The 19911-nt window shown below is 69.3% G+C and carries 17 protein-coding genes; 7 read left to right on the top strand and 10 right to left on the bottom strand.

Features of this window, described 5'->3' with window-relative positions:
• Positions 1-130: 130 nt before the first annotated feature.
• From ACFOWB_RS12190 to ACFOWB_RS12160, 7 genes are all read right to left on the bottom strand, one after another.
• Complete coding sequence (locus ACFOWB_RS12190; protein ID WP_378147534.1) at positions 131-952, bottom strand: lytic murein transglycosylase; 822 nt, start codon at positions 950-952, stop codon at positions 131-133.
• 179 nt (positions 953-1131) lie between these two features.
• The gene (gene thiL, locus ACFOWB_RS12185; protein ID WP_378147532.1) at positions 1132-2118 is read right to left on the bottom strand and encodes a thiamine-phosphate kinase; all 987 of its coding nucleotides are present in this window, start codon (positions 2116-2118) and stop codon (positions 1132-1134) included.
• Complete coding sequence (locus ACFOWB_RS12180) at positions 2115-2576, bottom strand: type II toxin-antitoxin system RatA family toxin (protein ID WP_378147530.1); 462 nt, start codon at positions 2574-2576, stop codon at positions 2115-2117. The genes thiL and ACFOWB_RS12180 overlap by 4 nt, the downstream gene beginning before the upstream one ends.
• 284 nt (positions 2577-2860) lie before the next feature.
• Positions 2861-3838, bottom strand: coding sequence for a quinone oxidoreductase family protein (locus ACFOWB_RS12175; protein ID WP_261402496.1), 978 nt, complete (start codon positions 3836-3838; stop codon positions 2861-2863).
• Between the two features lie 143 nt (positions 3839-3981).
• Positions 3982-4935, bottom strand: coding sequence for a hypothetical protein (locus ACFOWB_RS12170; protein ID WP_378147528.1), 954 nt, complete (start codon positions 4933-4935; stop codon positions 3982-3984).
• 27 nt (positions 4936-4962) lie between these two features.
• Positions 4963-5721: an SDR family oxidoreductase gene (locus ACFOWB_RS12165; RefSeq protein ID WP_261402493.1), complete on the bottom strand. Its 759-nt coding sequence runs from the start codon at positions 5719-5721 to the stop codon at positions 4963-4965.
• Between the two features lie 13 nt (positions 5722-5734).
• A complete protein-coding gene (locus tag ACFOWB_RS12160; protein WP_261402492.1) occupies positions 5735-6511 on the bottom strand; it encodes a TerC family protein in 777 nt (258 codons plus the stop codon).
• A 238-nt stretch (positions 6512-6749) separates the two neighbouring features.
• Between ACFOWB_RS12160 and ACFOWB_RS12155 the strand changes: the two genes are divergently transcribed.
• Entirely contained in the window at positions 6750-8903 is a 2154-nt protein-coding gene (locus ACFOWB_RS12155) for an alkaline phosphatase family protein (RefSeq protein ID WP_378147525.1), read from the top strand.
• A gap of 83 nt (positions 8904-8986) precedes the next feature.
• Positions 8987-10162 carry a UbiH/UbiF family hydroxylase gene (locus ACFOWB_RS12150; RefSeq protein WP_261402491.1) on the top strand — a complete coding sequence of 392 codons (1176 nt, stop codon included), beginning with the start codon at positions 8987-8989 and terminating at the stop codon, positions 10160-10162.
• Between the two features lie 12 nt (positions 10163-10174).
• Here ACFOWB_RS12150 and ACFOWB_RS12145 read toward each other — a convergent pair whose 3' ends face one another.
• Complete coding sequence (locus ACFOWB_RS12145; protein WP_261402490.1) at positions 10175-10534, bottom strand: hypothetical protein; 360 nt, start codon at positions 10532-10534, stop codon at positions 10175-10177.
• A gap of 157 nt (positions 10535-10691) precedes the next feature.
• Here ACFOWB_RS12145 and ACFOWB_RS12140 point away from each other — a divergent pair, with 157 nt between their 5' ends.
• Together ACFOWB_RS12140 and hspQ are read left to right on the top strand one after the other, a co-directional pair.
• Entirely contained in the window at positions 10692-11735 is a 1044-nt protein-coding gene (locus tag ACFOWB_RS12140) for an HpcH/HpaI aldolase/citrate lyase family protein (RefSeq protein ID WP_261402489.1), read from the top strand.
• 119 nt (positions 11736-11854) lie between these two features.
• The gene (gene hspQ / locus ACFOWB_RS12135) at positions 11855-12190 is read left to right on the top strand and encodes a heat shock protein HspQ (RefSeq protein WP_261402488.1); all 336 of its coding nucleotides are present in this window, start codon (positions 11855-11857) and stop codon (positions 12188-12190) included.
• A 256-nt stretch (positions 12191-12446) separates the two neighbouring features.
• On the opposite strand, the gene ACFOWB_RS12130 is transcribed toward hspQ, so the two are convergent.
• Entirely contained in the window at positions 12447-13169 is a 723-nt protein-coding gene (locus ACFOWB_RS12130) for an invasion associated locus B family protein (RefSeq protein ID WP_378147521.1), read from the bottom strand.
• Positions 13170-13428: 259 nt separating this feature from the next.
• Between ACFOWB_RS12130 and ACFOWB_RS12125 the strand changes: the two genes are divergently transcribed.
• The 3 genes from ACFOWB_RS12125 (at position 13429) to ACFOWB_RS12115 (ending at position 17547) form a co-directional block, all read left to right on the top strand.
• A complete protein-coding gene (locus tag ACFOWB_RS12125; protein ID WP_378147519.1) occupies positions 13429-15273 on the top strand; it encodes an extracellular solute-binding protein in 1845 nt (614 codons plus the stop codon).
• Between the two features lie 30 nt (positions 15274-15303).
• On the top strand, positions 15304-16806 hold the full coding sequence (locus ACFOWB_RS12120; RefSeq protein ID WP_378147517.1) for an AMP-binding protein: 1503 nt from the start codon (positions 15304-15306) through the stop codon (positions 16804-16806).
• A 78-nt stretch (positions 16807-16884) separates the two neighbouring features.
• Positions 16885-17547, top strand: coding sequence for a DsbA family oxidoreductase (locus ACFOWB_RS12115; protein WP_261402485.1), 663 nt, complete (start codon positions 16885-16887; stop codon positions 17545-17547).
• A gap of 56 nt (positions 17548-17603) precedes the next feature.
• On the opposite strand, the gene ACFOWB_RS12110 is transcribed toward ACFOWB_RS12115, so the two are convergent.
• Positions 17604-19733 (bottom strand): hypothetical protein, encoded by a 2130-nt coding sequence (locus tag ACFOWB_RS12110; RefSeq protein ID WP_378147514.1) that lies wholly within the window; start codon positions 19731-19733, stop codon positions 17604-17606.
• Positions 19734-19911: the final 178 nt, after the last annotated feature.

Genomic DNA, 19911 nt, shown 5'->3' with positions numbered 1-19911 from the left:
AGTTACGCCTTCGCAACGAGATAGGATGCGTCTCCGGCCAATTCGTACGAATGGCGGAGGCGGGAGGCGCAAACGAAAACGGGCCCCGCGAAAGCGAGGCCCGTTCAGACTTATTCTTCGAAGAGGCCGATCAGCGAGCCGCGCTCGACCCTTCGTCGATCTTGTTCGCCGCATAGGCGATCGCCTTCTGGTAGACGCTCGCCTTGTTCCACTCCGAGAGCGGCCCGTACTGGTCGAAGCCGGCGCCGCGGCGCCAGCCATGGGCGCGCAGATAGTTGGCGATCGAGGCGACCGTGTCGGCCGAGGAGCGGACCATGTCGCGGCGGCCGTCTCCGTCGCCGTCGACCGCGAATTTGAGATACGAGGTCGGCAGGAACTGCGCCTGCCCGATCTCGCCATGCTCGGCGCCGCGCATCTCCGCCATGGTGAGGTCGCCGCGGTCGACGAGCTGCATCGCGCCGAGCAGCTCGGCCTGGAACATCTCGGTGCGGCGGCAGTCATAAGCGAGCGTGGCGAGGCCGTTGAACACGTTCTTGCGGCCCTGGATCGCGCCGAACGCGGTCTCCATGCCCCAGATCGCGAGGATCACCGGAGCCTCGACGCCGTATTTCTGCTCCACGCGGTCGAACAAAGCGCGGTTGCTCGCCCAGCGCTTCTTCGCCTGGCTGATGAGGGAGGCCGGCGCGCGCTTGGCGATGAACTGCTCGAGCGTCAGCTTGAAGGGCCGCTGGGTGCGGTCATAGGCGATGAGCCCGCGGTCGTAGGACACGCCCGTGAGCGCGGCGGTGGCGACGCGCTGCGAGATCCCGCGCGAGATCGCCTCCTGCTGGAAGCTCTGCACCCACTCGTTGAAGCCTTCGCCGTTGCTGCCGCACTGGGCGGCGTTCGCGGCGGAGGACAGAGCCCCGGCCCCGATGACGGCGGCGGCGAGAACAGTCTTGATGCGTCGCATGGGGGCGGCCCTAGAATCTGGCGTTGTCCGGTCTTCCGGAATTGGCGTGCCTCACTTGGGCCGGTCAAATGTGGCCAAGATTCGGGCTGCGGCGCATCATGAGGCTGAGGGTGCGGGCTTTCAATCGCGGCTTGCGGCCGATGGCCGGCCCGTGTCGCCCTTGCGCAACAAATATCGCCTCAGAAATGGGCGTAGCCGGGCCTGTCGAGGGCGAGCGGCGGTCCCTTCGATTCGACCTCCACCCCCTCGCCTTCCACGAGCGCGCCGACGTCGGTGACCGCCACCCCACAGTCCGCCGCCTCCGCCTCGAAGGCGTCGACGTCGTCAGGATCGATCGCGATCAACAGTTCGTAGTCGTCGCCGCCGGTGAGCGCGGTCGAGAGCGTGGTCGGGTCGACGAGCGCGGCGCGGCCGGCCGCCGGCGACAGCGGGATGCGCGCCGCCTCGACGAGCGCTCCGCATTGCGAGGCCCCGGCGAGCTTGGCGAGGTCGCCGACGAGCCCGTCGGAGAGATCCATGGAGGCCGCCGCGTAAGCCGCCACCACGCTCGACAGGGCAAGCCGCGGCTCCGGGATCAGATAGCGGTCGAGCAGCCACTCGCGTTCGGCCCGGCGCAGGTCCCATTTGAGCGCGAGCCGCGGATCCTGCCGCAGCGCGAGGCCGAGCGCCGCGTCGCCGATCGTGCCGGTGACGTAGAGCCGTTGGCCCGGCGCGCCGCCGTGCCGGCGCGGCACCCGCCCCTCCTGAGCGTGGCCGAGCGCGGTGATCGAGACCATCAGGGGGCCGGTGGTGCGCACCGTGTCGCCGCCGAGCAGCGAGACCGAAAACTCCTCCTGGTCGGCGCTGAGCCCCTCGACGAAGCCTTCGAGCCAGTCGACCTCCCAGTCGTCGGGAAGCGCCAGCGTCACCAGATAGCCGGCCGGCCGCGCGCCCTTGGCGGCGAGGTCCGAGAGGTTCACGCGCAGCGCCTTGCGGGCGATCGCGTCCGGCGGGTCGTCGGGGAAGAAGTGGACGCCCGCCACCACGGCGTCGACGGTCACGACCATCTCGGCGCCGTCGGCCGGCGGGATCGTGGCGGCGTCGTCGGAGAGCATGGCGGCGCCGGGCGCCGTCGCGAGCGGCCGGAAGAAACGGGCGATCAGCTCCTGCTCGCCGGGCCGCCTCACGCGAGCGCAGGCCTGCCGTAGACGCGGTCGGCGCGCTGCTCGAAGGCCTCGGCGTAGCGGCGGAACACGCGCTCGAACACCGAGCCGACGAGCATCGCGAGCGAGCGGCTCTTCAGCTCCCATTCGATGAAGAACTCGACGTCGCAGCCGCCGGCCTCGCGCGGCTTGAAGGTCCAGCGGTTCTCGAGATGGCTGAACGGCCCGTCGAGATATTCGACCAGGATCTTCTTGGCCTCGCGGTCGAGCGTCACGCGGCTGGTGAAGGTCTCGCGGAAGATCTTGTAGGCGATGGTCATGTCGGCGACGAGCACGGGCCGCGCGTCGCGCTCCTCGCGCGCCTTCACCCTCAGCGCCTCGCAGAGCGGCAGGAACAGCGGGTATTTTTCGACGTCCGCCACGAGGTCGAACATTTCGTCCGGCGAATGCGGCACGCGGCGGGTGGTGCGGAAGGCGGGCATCTGGGCTCGCGGTCGTTGCGGGTCTTGGAAAGTATAGGAAACGACGCGGGAAGCGTCATCCCAGGCGGGGACTGGGTACGACGTTGTGGAACTCCCTCCCCTGGGACAGGGGAGGGTAAGGGAGGGGTGGACTTCCGGACGGAGCTCTACGATCCAAGTCCCCACCCGACCTCGGCTCCGCCTCGGCCCCCCTCCCCGCTGCCGCGGGGCAGGGAGGACCTGCGCTTGATCCTGAACACAATCCCGGATCGGCCTTTCGGCCGTCCGGGATGACGCGCGCCGGTTTACGGGATCAGCACCACCGAGCCGGTGGTGCCGCGGCCTTCGAGCGCCTTGTGCGCCTCGGCGACGTCGGCGAGCGCGAAGGTGCGGCTGACGTCCACCGTCACCACGCCCTTCGCGATGACGTCGAACAGGTCGGCGGTGGTCGCCTCGAGCTCGGGCCTCGTGGCGATGTGGTTGAACAGGCTGGCGCGTGTCGCGAACAGCGAGCCCATCTTGCCGAGCAGTGCGATCGGGAACTCAGGGACCGGACCGGACGACTGGCCAAAGCTCGCCCAGAGACCGCGCGGCTTGATGCAGTCGAGCGAGCCTGGAAACGCGTCCTTGCCGACCGAGTCGTAGACGACGTCGCACTTCTGGCCGCCCGTGATCTCCTTCACGCGCTCGACGAAGTCTTCCGTCTTGTAGTCGATGACGTGCGCGCAGCCCTTGGTCTTGGCGAGCGCGACCTTTTCCGGGCCGCCAGCGGTCCCGATCACCGTGGCGCCGAGATGGGCGGCCCACTGGCAGGCGATCTGGCCGACGCCGCCGGCCGCCGCATGGAACAGGATCACGTGCTCCGGCCCGACCTTGAAGGTGCGGCGGAGCAGATACTGCGCGGTCATGCCCTTGAGCATGGAGGCGGCGGCGATCTCGTCGCTGACGCCGGCGGGAATTTTCACCAGATGCTCCGCGGCGATGACGCGCTCGGTCGAATAAGCGCCGAGCGGCCCCTTTGCGTAGGCGACGCGGTCGCCCTCCTTCAGGTCGGAGACGCCCTCGCCCACCGCCGTCACGACGCCTGCCGCCTCAAGCCCGAGGCCGAAGGGCTTCTGCGGGGCCACGTAAGCGCCGGTGCGGTAGTAGACGTCGATGAAGTTCACGCCGACGGCGGTGTGCTTCACCGCGACTTCGCCCTTGGCCGGGGCCGGAACCTCGACCTCCTCGAAGCGCATCGCCTCCGGGCCGCCGGGGGCCTCGACGCGGATCGCCTTCGCCATGTGATGCTCCTTGAGTGTGATGTCTCGGCCGTCTTCTGGACGCAGCTCATTCCCGGCTTGTGTCCGGGCGTCCACGACCTGGAGGAGGCGAGGTCAAAGAAAAGGGCGGAACCGCGCCCGACATCACGGGCGCGGACGCAAACCTACTTCTTGTCGCCCGGGCCGAAGCTGCGGAAGGTCACGTCCGGCGCGCTCGTGTTGTGTTTGGAGAGCTCGATCCGGTCGAACGTCACCTCGGTCGCGTTCGCGGCCTTGAAGTCCATCACCGGCTCGTTGAACAGGCCGGCGTCGGTCTTCCAGTTGGTGCGCGCGGTGTCGGCGTTGGTCGGCGTCACGAACATCGAGCGGATCGCCGCGAAGGGCAGCTGGCCGTCGCCCTCGGGCAGCCCGTCGACCTTCAGCTCCAGCGAGATCTTGTCCCGGTCCGAGCGCACGATCTTGAGCTCGCCCACCCCGCCCTTGGCGAAGGTCATGCGGAAGGCGCGCGCCTTCGGGTCGATCTTGAGTTTTGCGATGTCGACGATCGGCCGGTGCTGGTGCTCGATCGGGCCGACGAGGAACGACGTGCCGTAGGCGGCTTCCGGGAAGGCTTCGGTCGGGATCGGCTTGGCGCGCCAATAGCCGTCGAACGGGTAGACGACCAGAAACTCCTGGAAATCGCCGTTCACCTTCTCGAACCACTGCACGAGATGGAGGTCGGCCTCGTCGATGTCGCCGACGATCACCTCGGCGCCGCGCGCCCGCCAGCTCTCGGCGTAGGTGTGCCCGACGATGCGGATCTGGTCGTCTTCGTAGAGGGTGAGCTTCTTCGGCTCGAACTTGTGCTTCGGATCGTCCTTCATCGCCTCGCAATTGGCGAAGTCGGGGCCGGTGGAATCGGTCTTCATGTCAGGCAGGTAGACCGGCGGGGTGACGTCGATGGCGAAGCGCCCGACCTTCGGGTTGGTGAAGGTGTAGTAGACGTTGTCGAACTCGGCGCAGAGCGTTGGTTCGCTTTTGTTTTCGACCCAGGCCTGGGCGGCTGGATCAGCCGCGAGCGCCGGCGCGCCCAGTGAAGCCAGAAGGGATGCTGCGGCGAGAAATCTGATCGGGATCACGTGTCGTCCGTTCGGGTCGGTTCATCGTCACCGGCCGCCGCTGACGCGGAGGTTCGCGCCCGTCACATAGCGCGCCTCGTCGGAAAGTAGCCACACGATCGCGTCGGCGACCTCTTCGGCCGTTCCCGCGCGGCCCAGGGGCACGCTCGGCAGCCGCTCGGCGAGGCGGCGGCGGTTTTCCTCGCCGTCATGGATCTCGGTGTCGATAAGGCCGGGCGAGACCGCGTTCACCCGAACGCCCTCGCGGCCGAGCTCGCGGGCGAGGCCCGTGGTCATGCTGTCGACCGCGCCTTTCGACGCCGCGTACCAGACATATTCGCCGGGCGATCCGAGGATTGCGGCGACCGAGGAAAGCGCGACGATCGAGCCGCCATGCCCGCCGCGCGAGACCGACATGCGCCGCGCGGCCTCGCGGGCGACCAGCAGCGCGCCGGTGACGTTGAGCGAGACCACGCGCGCGATCATGTCCGGGTCGGCGTCGGCGAGCGCGCTGCGCGGATCGCCGGTCACGCCGGCGTTGATGACCACGCCGCCCACGGGCCCGAGCAGGGCCTCGGCGGCCTCGAACATCGCCTCGATATCCTTCGGCGAGGAGGCGTCCGCCTTGATGGCGGCGGCCCTGCGGCCCTCCGCCTCAACGGCCGCCGCCACCTCGTCTGCGGCCGCGCGGGAGCGCGAATAATTCACCGCCACGTCCCATCCGGCGGCCGCCGCGCGCCTGGCGGTCGCGGCTCCGATGCCGCGCCCTGCGCCTGTGACGACCAGGACCTTCGCTGCCCCGGTCATTTGAACGCTCCGATCAATGCGTGGTCCGCTCGGCGGGCTTGGCGGGCACGCCCTCGACGCCGAGCGCGCCCTTCTTCTTCGCCTGCCGGCTCTTCGCCATCACGTTGAAGATCTCCACCATCAGCGAGAACGCCATCGCGGCGTAGATATAGGCCTTCGGGACATGGAAGCCGAACCCGTCGGCGACAAGCACCATGCCGATCAGCAGCAAGAACGAGAGCGCCAGCACCTTGGTGGTCGGATGCTTGGCCACGAAAGCCGAGATCGGGCCGGAGGAGACGTACATCACCGCGACCGCGATCACGACCGCGGCGATCATGACCTCGATGTCCTCGGCCATGCCGATCGCCGTGATGATCGAGTCGATCGAGAACACGAGGTCGATGACGATGATCTGCGCGATGATGACCATGAAGGCCTTCTGGACCGCGCCGCCTTCCTGGCCGTGCTCCTCGCCCTCGATCGAGTTGTGAAGCTCGAGCGTCGCCTTCACGAGCAGAAAGCCGCCGCCCGCGATCAGGATGATGTCGCGCCACGAGAGGCCCTTGCCGAAGATCTCGATGACCGGATCCTTCAGCGCGATCAGCCAGGAGAGCATGAACAGCAGGGCGATGCGGAACACGAGCGCGAGCGCGAGGCCGAGCTTTCGGGCCTTCTCCGCCTGCTCGGGCGGAAGCTTGGCGACCAGAACCGAGATGAACACGACGTTGTCGATGCCAAGGACGATCTCCATGGCGGTGAGCGTCAGCAGCGCGGCCCAGGCTTCGGGGCTCTGAAGGAGTTCGAGCATCGTCGTTGTCGCCTCATGGGGGCGGCGCGAGGGCCGGCCTTTCGCGGTTGCGAGATAGCCTGAGGTCTCCCGATTGCAACGATATGAAGGGGTTGAGCGAACACAAGCCTGTCAGCAGACAGCCAGTTGACAGTTTTTCGCCCCCAGGCGCGTCACAGGCGTTTCGCCCAAGGCTGGTAACTCCCTCGTCATCGAGGGCGAGGCCGCGACGCCCGCCCCGTGATGGGGGAGCCCGAACATGAATTGGTCACCGAAAAGCGTCACGCGTCTGTCGATCCTCGCCGCAGCCGGCGTGCTGGCCGGTCCGGCCTTCGCCGAACCGGCGGAGAAACCCGCCAAAGCCCCGAAGGTCGTGCTGATCTCGCTCGACGGCGCGCGTCCGGACTTCATCCAGAAATATCTGAAGTCGGGCGTCCTGCCGGCCGACGGCGGCATCGCCCGCCTCGTCGCCGCGGGCGCGGTGGCCGAGCGCAACGTCACCGCCAACCCCTCGCTCACCGCCGTGTCGCACATCGCGATCGCGACCGGCTCGACCGCCGTCCACAACGACGTCCCGGCCAACAGCTTCCATCCGGTCGCGGCTCCCATCGGGACGTCGATCAGTGGCTTCGGCGCGCCGATCGGCGGATACGAGATCAGCCCGACGGGGCCCGCCGGAGAGCCCACCGCCGAGCCGCTCTGGGTGAAACTGCGCAAGGCCGGAAAGTCCGTCGTGGCCGCGACATGGCCGGGCGCCGACGGCGCGACGGTGTCGATCAACGGACAGGTGGCGCAGGCCGCCGAGCCGACCCGCGTCGTCGACTACACGGTGCCGTTCGGAGCCTTCGCCGGGATCTCGACCGCCGGTTTCTCGCTCGGCGCCGCGGCGTTCTCGGCCGACAAGGAGGTCGCCGAGGCCGTGAAGGCGGCGGGCAAGACCTCCTACAGCAAGGTGCTGGCGACCGACGTCGTCGATACGTTCTCCTGCGCCTCCGAGCTGCCTGCGACCTGCACCACGTCGACCCCCGCGCTCGACGTCGGCTACCGGATCCGCGTCGCCGCGCTCGACTCGACGGACGACGGCGTGACGAACTACGACACGCTGGTGTTCTTCGACGCCAATGCGGGCGTGATCTCCGACGACGCCAAGGCCCCGAGCACCGGCTCGGCCTTCGCCAGGGCCGGCGGCGCTTCCGCGAAATTCTACCTCGAAGGCTCGGGCGCGAAGGCCGGCCTTTCCTTCTTCGCGGCCTCCGTCGCGCCCGATCTCGCGAACGTCCGCTTCATCCGCTACTCGGCCTATTACATCCCGCGCAACGCTCCGGCGCTCGCGGCGGTCGACGACATCAACCACAAGGTCGGCTTCTGGGCCCCGCAGCCGGACTTCCGCATCCCCGAACGCCTCAGCGCCGGCCTCGACGCCTTCTCCGACGCCGAACTCGAGGCCGCCTATCAGGATCAGGTCACCACCTTCGTGGCCTATCAGGGCGAGGTCGCGACCCGCGCCATCAAAAAGAACCCGGGCGCGGATCTGGCGATGATCTATTTCGAGGAGCCCGACGGCTCGAAGCACCAGTTCCTGCTCACCGACAGGCGTCAGGCGAGCGATCCCCGCGATCCGAACACGATCGGCAAGGGCCAGGACCAGGAAAAGGTGAAGCGCTACGCCGACTACGTCGCGGCCGCCTACCAGCGCGCCGACGAGGCGGTCGCCAAGATCCTCGATCTGACGGGTCCCGAAACCAACGTGCTGCTAGTCTCCGACCACGGCTTCGCGCCGTTCCACACCGCCGCCAACCTGACCAACATCCTCAGGAACGCGAAGGTCGACGTCTCGAAGCTCGCGATCCGCACCTCGGGCCCGGCGGCGAACGTCTACGTGAACCTCAAGGGCCGCGAGAACGGCGGGACGGTCTCGAAGAAGGAGTACCGCGCTCTGGTCGATCAGGTGGCCGACGTCCTGCGCAAGGCGCGCGACCCCAACGGCCGCTTCAACGGCGACCTGAAGAAGGGCCGGTTGTTCTCGAACGTCCGCGTTCGTCCGGACGATTGCGGCGAGCCCGGCTTCTGCGTCGACAAGCACATCGGCCAGGACTTCGGCGACGTCTTCGCCCAGCTCGACGTCGGCTACAACTTCGACGGACAGCAGACCCCGCCGGTCAAGCGCAAGGGCGACAAGGCGGCGGACGCGGCGACGGTCGAGCTTTCGACGCCGAACTTCTACGGCGCGCACGGCCATGACGCCGACCTCCCGGAGATGGCCGCGACCTTCATCGCCGCCGGCCCCGGCATCCGTTCGGGCTCGGTCGAGGCGGTGCGCAACATCGACGTCGCGCCGACCGTGATGCGCCTGCTCGGCGTGACGCCGGCCGCAACGGTGGACGGCAAGGCGCTGAACAAGGTCCTTAAATAAGCGGGCCGGCGGCGGCCGTTCCTTTGGCGCGGCCGCCGTCGCGACGCTATATGCTCGGTGCGATGACAGACGCGGAACCGAGCATGACGACGAAGGCCTGTGACGTCGCGGTGGTGGGCGGCGGACCGGCTGGCCTGCTCGCCGCGCTGCTCGCCGCGCGGAGCGGCGCGGTCACGGTTCTGGTCGCGCCCCCTCCCCCCGCCGACACGCGCACCACGGCGCTGATCGGAGGATCGGTCGAGATCCTCAAGGCGGCGCGCGTCTGGGACGCGCTCGCAAGCGAGGCCGCGCCGCTGAAATCGCTCCGGATCGCGGACGCCGGGCGACGGCTCTTCCGCGCGCCGGAAGCGCTGTTCCACGCCGAGGAGCTCGGCCTTGAGGCTTTCGGCTGGAACGTCGCCAACGCCCGCCTCACCGCGCTCCTGACGGAAGCGCTCCGGGCCGAGCCGAACGCCGAAATCGTCCCGCAGGCCGCGGCCGCGAGCCGTCCGGGCGAGGACGCGGTCGAGATCGAGGCCGCGGACGGGACGCCCATCACGGCGAGGCTCGCGATCGCCGCCGATGGCCGCCGCTCGCTCATGCGCGAGGCCGCAGGCGTGACGCTCAAGAGCCGCAGGGCCCCGCAGGAGGCGCTGGCGTTTTCGGTCTCCCACACGCGCGAGCACGACTTCGTCTCGACGGAGCTTCACTACGAGGAAGGCCCGTTCACGCTCGTGCCTCTTCCGGGCAAGCGATCGAGCCTCGTCTGGGCCTGCCAGCCCGAGCGCGCCGAGCGGCTCGCCGGCCTCTCGCCCGAGGAGCTCGGCCGTGCGGCGACCGAAGCCGCCGGACGGCTGCTCGGCCCGATGACCGTCGAGGGCCGCGTCGGGCGCTTCCCCATCGAGATCGGATCCGCGCTACGACTCGCGGCGAACCGCACGCTGCTCGTCGGCGAGGCCGCCCATGTTCTGCCGCCGATCGGCGCGCAGGGGCTGAACCTCGGCTTTCGCGACGCCGCCGCGGCCGGAAAGGTGGTCGCGCGCTCGATCGCGGAAGGGCGCGATCCGGGCGGCGACGCGAGCCTTCGCGCCTATGCGCGGGCGCGCTCGGCCGACGTCTGGAGCCGCACGGCCGCGACCGACCTTCTGAACCGCTCGCTGCTCACGGAGTTCGCCCCGCTCCACGCGGCCCGCGGGCTCGGGCTCGCGGCGATCTCGCGCGTCGGCCCGCTCCGCCGCTTCGTGATGCGCGAGGGGCTTCTGGGCGGCCCGCAGTTCTGACCGCCGGCTCCGTCACCGCGCGGCGGCGCGCGCCCTGGCGGCCCGGCGCTTGACCCGGGCGATCGCCGACAGCTGATCCTTCAGTTCGTCGATCGCGTCCTGGTCCTCCTCGCTGAGGCCCGAGAGATCGACCCGTTTCATGATCACCGCGAGCGCGTCGCCGATCTGGCCGAGCTGCCGGCCGTAGGAGCCGACCCGGTCGAGGATCTCGCGCTCCGTGTCCGGGTTCGAGGACTGGCCGACATAGACCGTGACCTGACCGAGCCCGAGGCCGGTGAACTGCGGGGCCCAGGTCCAGGGCAGGATGCTCTGCGACAGGCTGGAAGGCGCAAGGTTGGCCGGCATGTAGGCCGGCAGGCGCGCGTCTTTCATGGCTCGTCTCCGCGTGAGGAAGCCAAACCTTAGGCTGCGCGCAGAGAGACCGGCAATCGCCTCCGCCGCGTTGCGACCAAAGACGTCTTGCGCCGCAGCATCCTGGCCGCAGATGGTGCGGCCGAATTCGACGTCCCCCGGAAGAAGGCCAAGCGCGATGATCGTCCCGAGCGCCTATTACCGTCCCCTCGCGCTCGGCGCGCCGGCTCCGTTCCGCGAACCTCCGGTCCGCGTCGAGCGGATGATCCACTTCGTGCCGCCGCATGTGGAGAAGATCCGCGCCCGCGTCGGGGATCTGGCCAAGCAGGTCGACGTCGTGCTCGGCAATCTCGAGGACGCGGTCCCGGCCGACGCCAAGGAGGCGGCGCGCTCCGGCTTCATCGAGATGGCCAAGGCCAACGACTTCGGCGCCGCCGGCCTCTGGATCCGCATGAACGCGCTCGACAGCCCGTGGGCGCTCGACGACGTCATCGAGATCGTCTCGGCGGTCGGCCACAAGCTCGACGTCATCATGCTGCCGAAGGTCGAGGGTTCGTGGGACGTCCACTATCTCGACCGCCTGCTCGCGCAGCTCGAGGCCCGCAACAAGATCGAACGGCCGATCATGATCCACGCGATCCTCGAGACCGCGCAGGGCGTCATGAACGTCGAGGAGATCGCCGCCGCCTCGCCCCGCATGCACGGAATGAGCCTCGGTCCGGCGGATCTTGCGGCGTCGCGGCGCATGAAGACCACGCGCGTCGGCGGCGGCCATCCGGGCTACGGCGTGCTCGTCGACAAGGGCGCCGAGGGCGAGGCACGCGCGTTCTACCAGCAGGATCTCTGGCACTACACGATCGCCAAGATGGTCGACGCCTGCGCGGCGAACGGCATCAAGCCGTTCTACGGGCCCTTCGGCGACTTCTCCGATGGCCCGGCCTGCGAGGCGCAGTTCCGCAACGCCTTCCTGATGGGCTGCGTGGGCGCCTGGACGCTGCACCCCTCCCAAGTCGAGATCGCCAAGACCGTGTTCTCGCCGGACGTCGAGGAAGTCCGTTTCGCCAAGCGCATCGTCGAAGCGATGCCGGACGGCACCGGCGCGGTGATGCTCGACGGCAAGATGCAGGACGACGCCACCTGGAAGCAGGCCAAGGTCATCGTCGACCTCGCAAAGCAGATCGCCGAGCGCGAGCCTGAGCTCGCAGAACGCTACGGTTTCTGACGTCGAGAACCGCAGGGCGGGACCGACGGCGACGTGACAGACGGCTCGCAGCGGCGTTGACGCGCCGCCGCGGGTCAGATCATGTCCGCCGTTCCCGCAACCGGGGTTTTCAGACGTCCATGGCTCCCGAGCAGCGCCTCGCCAAATTCAGGATCGGCGAGGTCGTCCATCACCGCGTCTACCCGTTTCGGGGCGTGATCTACGACGTGGATCCGACGTTCTCGAACACGGAGGAATGGTGGGAGGCGATCCCCGAGGAGGTGCGCCCGGTCAAGGACCAGCCCTTCTACCACCTGTTCGCCGAGAACTCGGAAACCGAGTACGTGGCCTATGTGTCGGAGCAGAACCTCGTGGCCGACACCACCGGAGAACCGGTGCGGCACCCGCAGGTGGGCGAGATGTTCGAGCGGCTCGACGACGGCACCTACCGCTTCCGCGGCGATCTTGGGCACTGACGGCGGCTACCGCGATCGACTGATTGGCTCTTGCGCCTGACGCCGTCACATCGGGCCTGACCCGAGCTCAATAAACGTCGCCGGCCGCCGAGAAATCCTGAATTTCAAGGCGTTTCAATCCAGGCTCTAGGCAGAGATGACGGTCGGCGGCGCGTCGGGCGGCGACGTTCAGCCTCCTTCCACGTCTGCCTTCGCGCATACGAAAAACGCCCGGCCTTGCGGCCGGGCGTCTTCAAAAGCGATCGGGCGAGACGCCTTACTGCGTCTTCACGGTGCCCTGGCCGCCCGGCATCGCCGGCGCGTTGCCAGGCGCCTGGGCGCTGCCCGGAGCCTGGAGCTTGTCGCGGGCTTCCTGCGCCTTCTTGGCGAGGCCGTCGTTCAGCTCCTTGCGCTCCTCGGCGAAGGCCTTCTGGTCCATGGCCGGACCGTCATACGCCTTCTGGAAGCCGTCGAGGCTCACCGGGAAGTTGATCGTCTTGGCCTGCTGGTTCATGGCCTGGACGACGAGGTTCTTACCCTTCTGCATGTTCTTGAAGAAGGCGTCGTTGATCTCGACTTCGGCGTAGCAGGCGTTCGGGAAGCAGATCGAGTACTTGCCGTTGGCGGGCGAGTTCTGGTCGACCGCGACGCGCACGCCCGGCTGGATCAGCAGCCCGGGGGGAACCGCGGCCAGGAAGAACTTCTTCGGCTCGCCCGAGATCTGGCGGACCGCGATCGAGGCGACGTTCTGGCCGGTGTCGGTGCGCACGTCCCGGGAGGTGAGGCACACCTCCTTCTTGGCCTTCTCGTCGGTGTTGCAGATCTTAACCCAGCTCGGCTGCGGCGGCTCCGGCGGGGTCATCGACATCGGGCCGGGACCGGCCGCCGGGGCGCCGCCCGCCGGAGCAGCGGGCTTAGCGTCCTGCGCGAAGCCATGGCTGGCCGGCACGCAGAAGGCGGCGGAGATCATGGCGATGCGCGCAAACTTCCCCAATGTCATTCGACGTTCCTTCCTATCGTCGGGACGACTTACGGGCCGCGGCCGTCGCGCGCCGGCTCTTGGGGCCTACCGCGCGTCCGAGGAGCCGGGCGCTCCGAAAGAGAGACCGGCTGTCTGTCGTCGAATTGCGGCAACACAGTGACGTTAGAGCCCATGAGCGCCTTGGGAAGCCGTCGCCGCCCGGCTGGCGCCTCATATGGCTGTGATAGCTCGGCCTCCGGCGTTGCGAATCGCGTCCGTCGCCGGGTCACGTGGATCGATGACCATGCTCCGACCCCATGGCCCGAATCTCTCCCGCCGCGCTGTCCTGAGGGCCGCGCCGACGCTTGCGGCCGCGCTCGCGGTGCCCCGTCTTGGCCGCGCCGCCGAGACGCCGCCGGCCGACCGCCACGGCGTCGCGATGCACGGCGAGCCCGCGCTGCCGCCGGGCTTCGAGCATCTGCCCTATGTGCGCCCCGACGCGCCGAAGGGCGGGCGGCTGACCTATGGCTGGCTCGGCGGCTTCGAGACGCTCAACCCCTACGCCTACAAGGGATCGCAGGCGCAAGGGCTGCGCGGCTACGTCTATGAGAGCCTGCTCGCCCGCAACTACGACGAGCCGTTCTCGCTCTACGGGCTGATCGCCCAGACCATCGAGACGCCCGACGACCGCAGCTACGTGGTCTTCACGATCGACCCGCGCGCGCGTTTCTCAGACGGCGAGGACATCACCGCCGAAGACGTGCTCTTCACCTTCGAGCTGCTGCGCGAGCGCGGTCATCCGACGTTCCGCTCGAACTACCGACGCGTGAAGTCCGCGAGCGCCGAAAACCCGCGCCGCGTCCGCTTCGAGCTGTCGGGCGACGACCGCGAGCTGCCGCTGATTCTCGGCCTCATGCCGGTGCTGCCGGCGCACGCCACCGACGCCAAGGCGTTCGAGGAGACGACCTTCCGGCCGCTCACCGGCAGCGGCCCCTATGTGGTCAGCAACGTCGACCCCGGCCGCTCGGTCAGCTTCCGCCGCGACACGAACTACTGGGGCGCGGACCTGCCCGTGAACCGCGGCCTGAACAATTTCGACGAGATCCGCTACGACTACTATCGCGACGCGAACTCGATGTTCGAAGCCTTCAAGAAAGGTTTGATCGACGTCCGCGAGGAGCGCGACCCGCTGCGCTGGGCCACCGGATACGACTTCCCGGCCGTGCGCCGCGGCGACGTGCTGAAGGAAGACTTCGACTCCGGCGTGCCGGCCGGCATGAACGCCTTCGTGTTCAATTGCCGCAAGGCCGCCTTCGCAGACAAGCGTGTGCGCGAGGCGCTCGGGCTGCTGTTCGACTACGCCTGGATCGACCGCAACATGTTCGGCGGCGCGACCGCGCGCACCCGAAGCTATTTCGAGGGCTCCGAACTCGCCTCGACGGGCCTGCCGGCCGACGATCGCGAGCGCGAGCTCCTGAAGCCGTTCCCCGGGGTCGTCCGCGCCGACATCCTAGAGGGCGAGTGGGCCCCCTCCGACGGCGACGGCTCGGGCCGCGACCGCGACCAGCTCCGGGACGCGCTCGCAAGGCTCGAGGAGGCCGGCTGGAAGGTGCAGCGCGGCGAGCTGCGCGAGACCTCTTCGGGCGAGCAGATGCGCTTCGAGATCCTCGTCTCCAACAAGGAACAGGAGCGGCTCTCGCTCGCCTTCGCGCGCGGGCTCGACCGCGTGGGCGTGCGCGCCACGGTCCGCCTCGTCGACAGCATCCAGGCGTTCCGCCGGATGCAGACCTACGACTTCGATATGGTGATCTACAACTGGTACGCCTCGCTCTCGCCCGGCATGGAGCAGCGCAAGTTCTGGGGATCGTCGGCCGCCGACACGCCCGGCGAGCGCAACTACATGGGCGCCAAGGAGCCGGCGATCGACGCCATGATCGACGCGCTGATCGCGGCGCGCGACCGGGAGGAGTTCGTCTCCTGCGTGCGCGCGCTCGACCGCGTTTTGCTGTCGGGTTTTTACGTCGTGCCGCTGTTCCATCTCGAGAAGACGTGGATCGCGCGGTGGAAAACGCTCGATCGGCCCGAGCGCGCCTCACTTTTCGGGCCCATGCTTGAGACTTGGTGGCGCGCGCCCGCCGGCTGACGGTCGCGCCCGCGTTTCGAGACAAGACCCATGCGCCTCGCCCCCTTCGCCGCAAGCCTGCCGAACCCGGCCGCGGGCGACCGCACGCTCGACGAGATCCTGGCCGCGAACGCCGCCCGCGCGCCGGGCGGCTTCGCGCTGCTGGCGCGCGGCCTGCCGTTCTCGGGCGACTGGACCGGGGTCGACAGCGCCGTATCCGGCCTCGCCGCGACCTTCGCCGAGTGGGCGCTCGGCGAAGACGCCGTGGTCGGCGTGCAGCTCGGCTCGACGCCCGAGGCGGCGCTCGCATGCCTCGCGCTCTGGCGCGCCGGCCTCACGCCCGCGATGCTGCCGCTCGCCTGGCGGCGCCGCGAGATCACGGCCGCGCTCGCCTCGATCGGCGCGACCGCGCTGATCGCGCCGGTCGAAGGCGGCGGCGCGCCGCTCGCCCAGTTCGCGTGCGAGATCGCTGCGGGCCTCGAGACGATCCGCTTCGTCGGCTGCTTCGGCGGCCCCGCGCCCGACGGCGCCACGCCGCTCGACCACGCCTTCGACCGGGACGGGGCGCGCCATGTCCGGCCCGACCGGCCGGAGGACGCCGCCGACCACATCGCGGTCGTCACCTTCGAGGCCGGCGGCGCGCCGGTCGCGCGCAGCCACAACGATCTCGCGGCGGCAGCGCTCGGCCCCATCCTCGCGATGCGCCTGACGGCCGGCTCGAGCCTGGTCTCCACGCTCGACCTCGCGGGTCTCGCGGGCGTCGCGACCGGGCTCGTGCCCTGGCTGCTCTCAGGCGCCGGCGCGGCGTTCCATCCCGTCTCGACCGCGGCGGCGCTCAAGGACGTCGTGCGGGCCGCCGACGCGACCCACATCGCCTTGCCTGGCCGCGTCGCCGGCGAGGCCTTCGCCGACAGCGGCCTCGACGAGGCGGGGCTCGTCGCCGTCGCGGTCTGGCGCGCGCCGGACGGGCGCGGCGCCGCCGCCGACATTCCCGGCGCGTCAGTGATCGTCGACGCGGTCGCGTTCGGCGAACTCGGCATGTTCGCCACGGTGCGGCCCACGCGCACGCGCCATGCGCCCGTGCCGCTCGGCCCCGCGCGGCCGGCCGAGCGCGTCGCGCCGCTGATCGAGTTCAAGATCGGCGACGACGGGCGCCTCGCGCTGCGCGGCCCCGCCTGCCCGCAGGCGCCCTGCCCTTCGCAACCCGCCGCGCCCGACCTCGCCTTCGACCCGCAGGGCTTCGTCGAGACCGGGCTTGCGGCCGTCGCCGATCCCGCCGCCGGGCACGTCGCGTTCGGCGGGCGTCGACGCGGCGTCGCGCAGATCGGGGGCGTGGCGCTCGCCATGCCCGACGTCGAGTCCGCCTATCGGCGCGCCGGCGTGAAGGGCCTGCCGACGCTTGTCGACGACCCGCTGTTCGGCGCGCGCCTCACCCTCGCCGGGACTGCGACGGACAACGCCGCGGCGGCCGCCGAAACGCTCGACGCGGCCGGCTTCGGGCCCGCCGTCGCGCCGGTCGAACGGGCGGCCGAACCGGCGCGAAAGACCGCCTGACGACGTCAGGGGTTTCGCGAAGGCGCGCCAGAGGCCATATCGGCGGCTGTTCTTACAGTCTGAGCCGAGCCTTTCGCGATGTCCGCACCCCTTACGATCGACGTTTTCGCAGATCCCGTCTGCCCCTGGTGCTGGATCGGCAAGCGGCGGCTCGAGGCGGCGCTCGCCGCCCGGCCGGACGTCGAGGCGGTGGTGCGCTGGCTGCCGTTCCAGCTCGACCCGACGATCCCGGCCGAGGGCCTCGACCGGGCCGAGTATCTCGAGAACAAGTTTGGCGACGACGAGAAGGTGCGCGCCATGCACGAGCAGCTCGCCGCGGTCGGCCGCGACGAGGGGCTGGCGCTCCTCTTCGCCGACATCGAGCGCGCGCCCAACACCCTCGACGCCCACCGGGCGATCCGCTTCGCGGCAGAGGAAGGGCTCGTCGCCCAGGGCGCGCTGATCGAGCAGCTGTTCGAGGCCTATTTCACCGAAGGCGACGACATCTCGGACCACGCCGTCATCGAGCGCGCGGCCGAGGAGGCCGGCCTCGACGCCGACACGCTGCGCGAACGGCTCGAGAGCGACGAGGACGTCGAGCTCGTCCGCGAGGAGATCCAGCGGGCGCGCGCGATCGGCGTCGAGGGCGTGCCCTGCTTCATCTTCGAGAACAAGCTGGTGGTCATGGGCGCGCATCCGCCCGAGGTGCTCGTCGAGGCGATGGACCGCGCCCTCGGCGACGAGGACGAAACCGAGGAATAAGAAAGGGCGCGCCTCCGCCAGGAGGCGCGCCCTCTCGTCAGGCTCGGCGGCGCCGCTTACTTGGCGAGCTTGCCGAACTTCCAGACCGGCGAAGAGGCCTGGACGAACAGCGAGACCTCGCCGCCATCCGGCAGCTTCGCGAAGTCCTTGGCCGGCACCGAGATCGTCATCGTCTTGCCGTCGACCGAGATGTCGCCGCCCTCGACGGTCTCGCCGCCGACCGTGAGGGTCGGAAGCGCGCCCGTGAAGGGGAAGGGCCGCTTCGTGCTCAGCACGATCTCGACCGCGCCGTCGCCCGAGCCGCCCGACGAACGGGCCGAGGACGGGCCGGACGCGCGGACGATGCGGATGCGGTTTGAGTCCGCGCCCGCGGTGGTGCGGGGCGCAGCCGAGGCGGTGAGGATCGCTTCAGGCGTTTCGGCTTCGGCCATGGCCGGCTCCTGGTCCACGTCGCCGGTCGCGGCCGGCAGCGTGGACTTCGAGATCGTGCCGATGTTCACGACGCCCGAGCGCTTCTTCTCGAAGGTGAAGCGGACGCCCGCCACCGCGCCGAGATCCACGCCCTCGAAGTCCTCGAGCGGGAGCTCGACCGTATAGAGCGTCTCGTGGAGATACTGCGTCCCGTAGGCCGGGCCGACCGGACGGCTGAGACGCGTGCGGCCCACCATCGCGAGCTCGTTGGAGAGCGTGCCGTCGGCCGCCACCAGCGCGACGGTGAAGTCCATCTCGCCCTTCTTGGACTGCTTCTTGTTGCAGATGTTGGCGAAGCAGCCGAGCGAGGCGCGGAACGCCAGCGTCTTGTAGCTCGTCAGGTTCTGGCCTTTTCCGGCGAAGTTGAGCTGGAAGAAGCGCTCGGACGGCGAGCTTTCGTCCCAGGTCACGCGGGCGACGCGGGTGCCGAGCTGGTGCTCGTAGCTCGCCTGCTGGTTCGTCACGGTGACGCCCGTCACAGTGGTCGGAACGCCGGAGTCGCTGAGGCCGCTCTCCTGCGAGAAGCGCTCCAGCATTTCGGTCTTTTCGTTGTTGGGGCCCGGCAGATAGCCGCGATTGTACTTGGTGATGTCGGAAAGCGTCGCAGGCAGCGTGGTCGCCGGGTCGAAGATCGCGGCGAGAGCGGGGTCGGCGTTCTTGCCGACCGTGGCGCGGAAGAACGGCACCATCGTGTGGAACGCGGTGGCCTTCTGGTCCTTCGAGAAGCCGGCGGCCGGGAACAGGTTCTTGACGCCGAGGCAGCCGGGAGAATCGGAGGTCTGCCATTCGGTGTTGTAGGCGTTGTGGTTGGCGCCCTTCACCTCGAACGTCCCGTGGAACGCCTGCGTCGTGTCGAACGGCGCGGCGCGGTCGAAGGTGCGGTCGAAGACCTTCATGCCCTGGAGATTGTAGACGTCGCCGTCGCAGCTCGGCAGCAGGATCATGCTGTTGACGCCGTTGGCGTCGAGCACCCGGCTGGTCTGGCCGTCGACGGGGCCGATCTCGAAGATCGACTTGATGTTCATCGGGCCGATGAGGCCGGGGAACGGGCTCGTGGCGTCGCGGAACTGCTGGAGCGCGGCGCGCGCGCCCTCGCCGCCGCGGCTGTGGCCCATGATGCCGACTTCGGAGAAGTCCATCGTGCCGAGCGGCTTGAAGCCGAGGGTCTTGGGCGGCGCGATGTCGCCGCGGCCGGAGTTCCAGTCCGACAGAAGCGCGAGATGGCGCAGGATCAGCCGGCCGCGCATCAGGTTGAGGCCGCGGTCCTCGGTGAGGCCCGTGCCCGCGGTGACGCCGCGATTGGCGTTGATCGAGACGACCACATAGCCCCAGGAGGCGAGCTCTTCGGCGAGATAGGCGTAGCCGAGATGGTTCGGCGTGATGACGTAGTTCTCGGGGCAGACGCCCGTGCGGGTGTAGTCCGACCGGTTGTCGACGCGCACGCGGCGAACGGGATCATAGGTGCCGCAGGTGCCGTGGTTGCCGTGGAGAAACACGAGGATCGGGAACGGCTTTCCCTTGAGGGTCTTGGGCCTGTAGACCTCCGCCCAGAGGTCGACCTTGCGGTCGGTCGCCACCAGCGGCTCGTCTCGGCCGGGCAGCATGTAGGATCCGGTTCGGACCTCATAGGGTCCCTCGACGGCCTGCGCGTCATTGACGACAGTCCCCAACGCCGCCACGGCCGCAAGCGCCGCGCAGCGCAGTAAACGCCCCACATTCATTGGTTTTCTGCTCCGATAGGTCGCGATCGTCTGATCACGAGCCCGCGAAGCTAGGTTTCGACTTTCGTCGCGGCCAAGCTCAAATAATCAGCCGACAATCAGCCGGCGCGCTCGAAAGCGGGCGCCGGCTCGCCTGATGTCAAACCTGCCACATGGCCCATCGCCACAATGC

It is taken from the genome of Chenggangzhangella methanolivorans (assembly GCF_042648545.1).
Taxonomy (GTDB): domain Bacteria; phylum Pseudomonadota; class Alphaproteobacteria; order Rhizobiales; family Methylopilaceae; genus Methylopila; species Methylopila methanolivorans.
The sequence above is the reverse complement of the archived record's forward strand: the minus strand, read 5'-3'. Positions and strand labels throughout refer to the sequence as shown.

Coding starts and splice junctions, on each gene's coding strand:
- ACFOWB_RS12190 (WP_378147534.1), bottom strand. CDS start 952: ATGCGACGCATCAAGACTGTTCTCGCCGCCGCCGTCATCGGGGCCGGG.
- ACFOWB_RS12180 (WP_378147530.1), bottom strand. CDS start 2,576: ATGCCCGCCTTCCGCACCACCCGCCGCGTGCCGCATTCGCCGGACGAA.
- ACFOWB_RS12175 (WP_261402496.1), bottom strand. CDS start 3,838: ATGGCGAAGGCGATCCGCGTCGAGGCCCCCGGCGGCCCGGAGGCGATG.
- ACFOWB_RS12165 (WP_261402493.1), bottom strand. CDS start 5,721: ATGACCGGGGCAGCGAAGGTCCTGGTCGTCACAGGCGCAGGGCGCGGC.
- ACFOWB_RS12160 (WP_261402492.1), bottom strand. CDS start 6,511: ATGCTCGAACTCCTTCAGAGCCCCGAAGCCTGGGCCGCGCTGCTGACG.
- ACFOWB_RS12155 (WP_378147525.1), top strand. CDS start 6,750: ATGAATTGGTCACCGAAAAGCGTCACGCGTCTGTCGATCCTCGCCGCA.
- ACFOWB_RS12150 (WP_261402491.1), top strand. CDS start 8,987: ATGACGACGAAGGCCTGTGACGTCGCGGTGGTGGGCGGCGGACCGGCT.
- ACFOWB_RS12145 (WP_261402490.1), bottom strand. CDS start 10,534: ATGAAAGACGCGCGCCTGCCGGCCTACATGCCGGCCAACCTTGCGCCT.
- ACFOWB_RS12140 (WP_261402489.1), top strand. CDS start 10,692: ATGATCGTCCCGAGCGCCTATTACCGTCCCCTCGCGCTCGGCGCGCCG.
- hspQ (WP_261402488.1), top strand. CDS start 11,855: ATGGCTCCCGAGCAGCGCCTCGCCAAATTCAGGATCGGCGAGGTCGTC.
- ACFOWB_RS12130 (WP_378147521.1), bottom strand. CDS start 13,169: ATGACATTGGGGAAGTTTGCGCGCATCGCCATGATCTCCGCCGCCTTC.
- ACFOWB_RS12125 (WP_378147519.1), top strand. CDS start 13,429: ATGACCATGCTCCGACCCCATGGCCCGAATCTCTCCCGCCGCGCTGTC.
- ACFOWB_RS12120 (WP_378147517.1), top strand. CDS start 15,304: ATGCGCCTCGCCCCCTTCGCCGCAAGCCTGCCGAACCCGGCCGCGGGC.
- ACFOWB_RS12115 (WP_261402485.1), top strand. CDS start 16,885: ATGTCCGCACCCCTTACGATCGACGTTTTCGCAGATCCCGTCTGCCCC.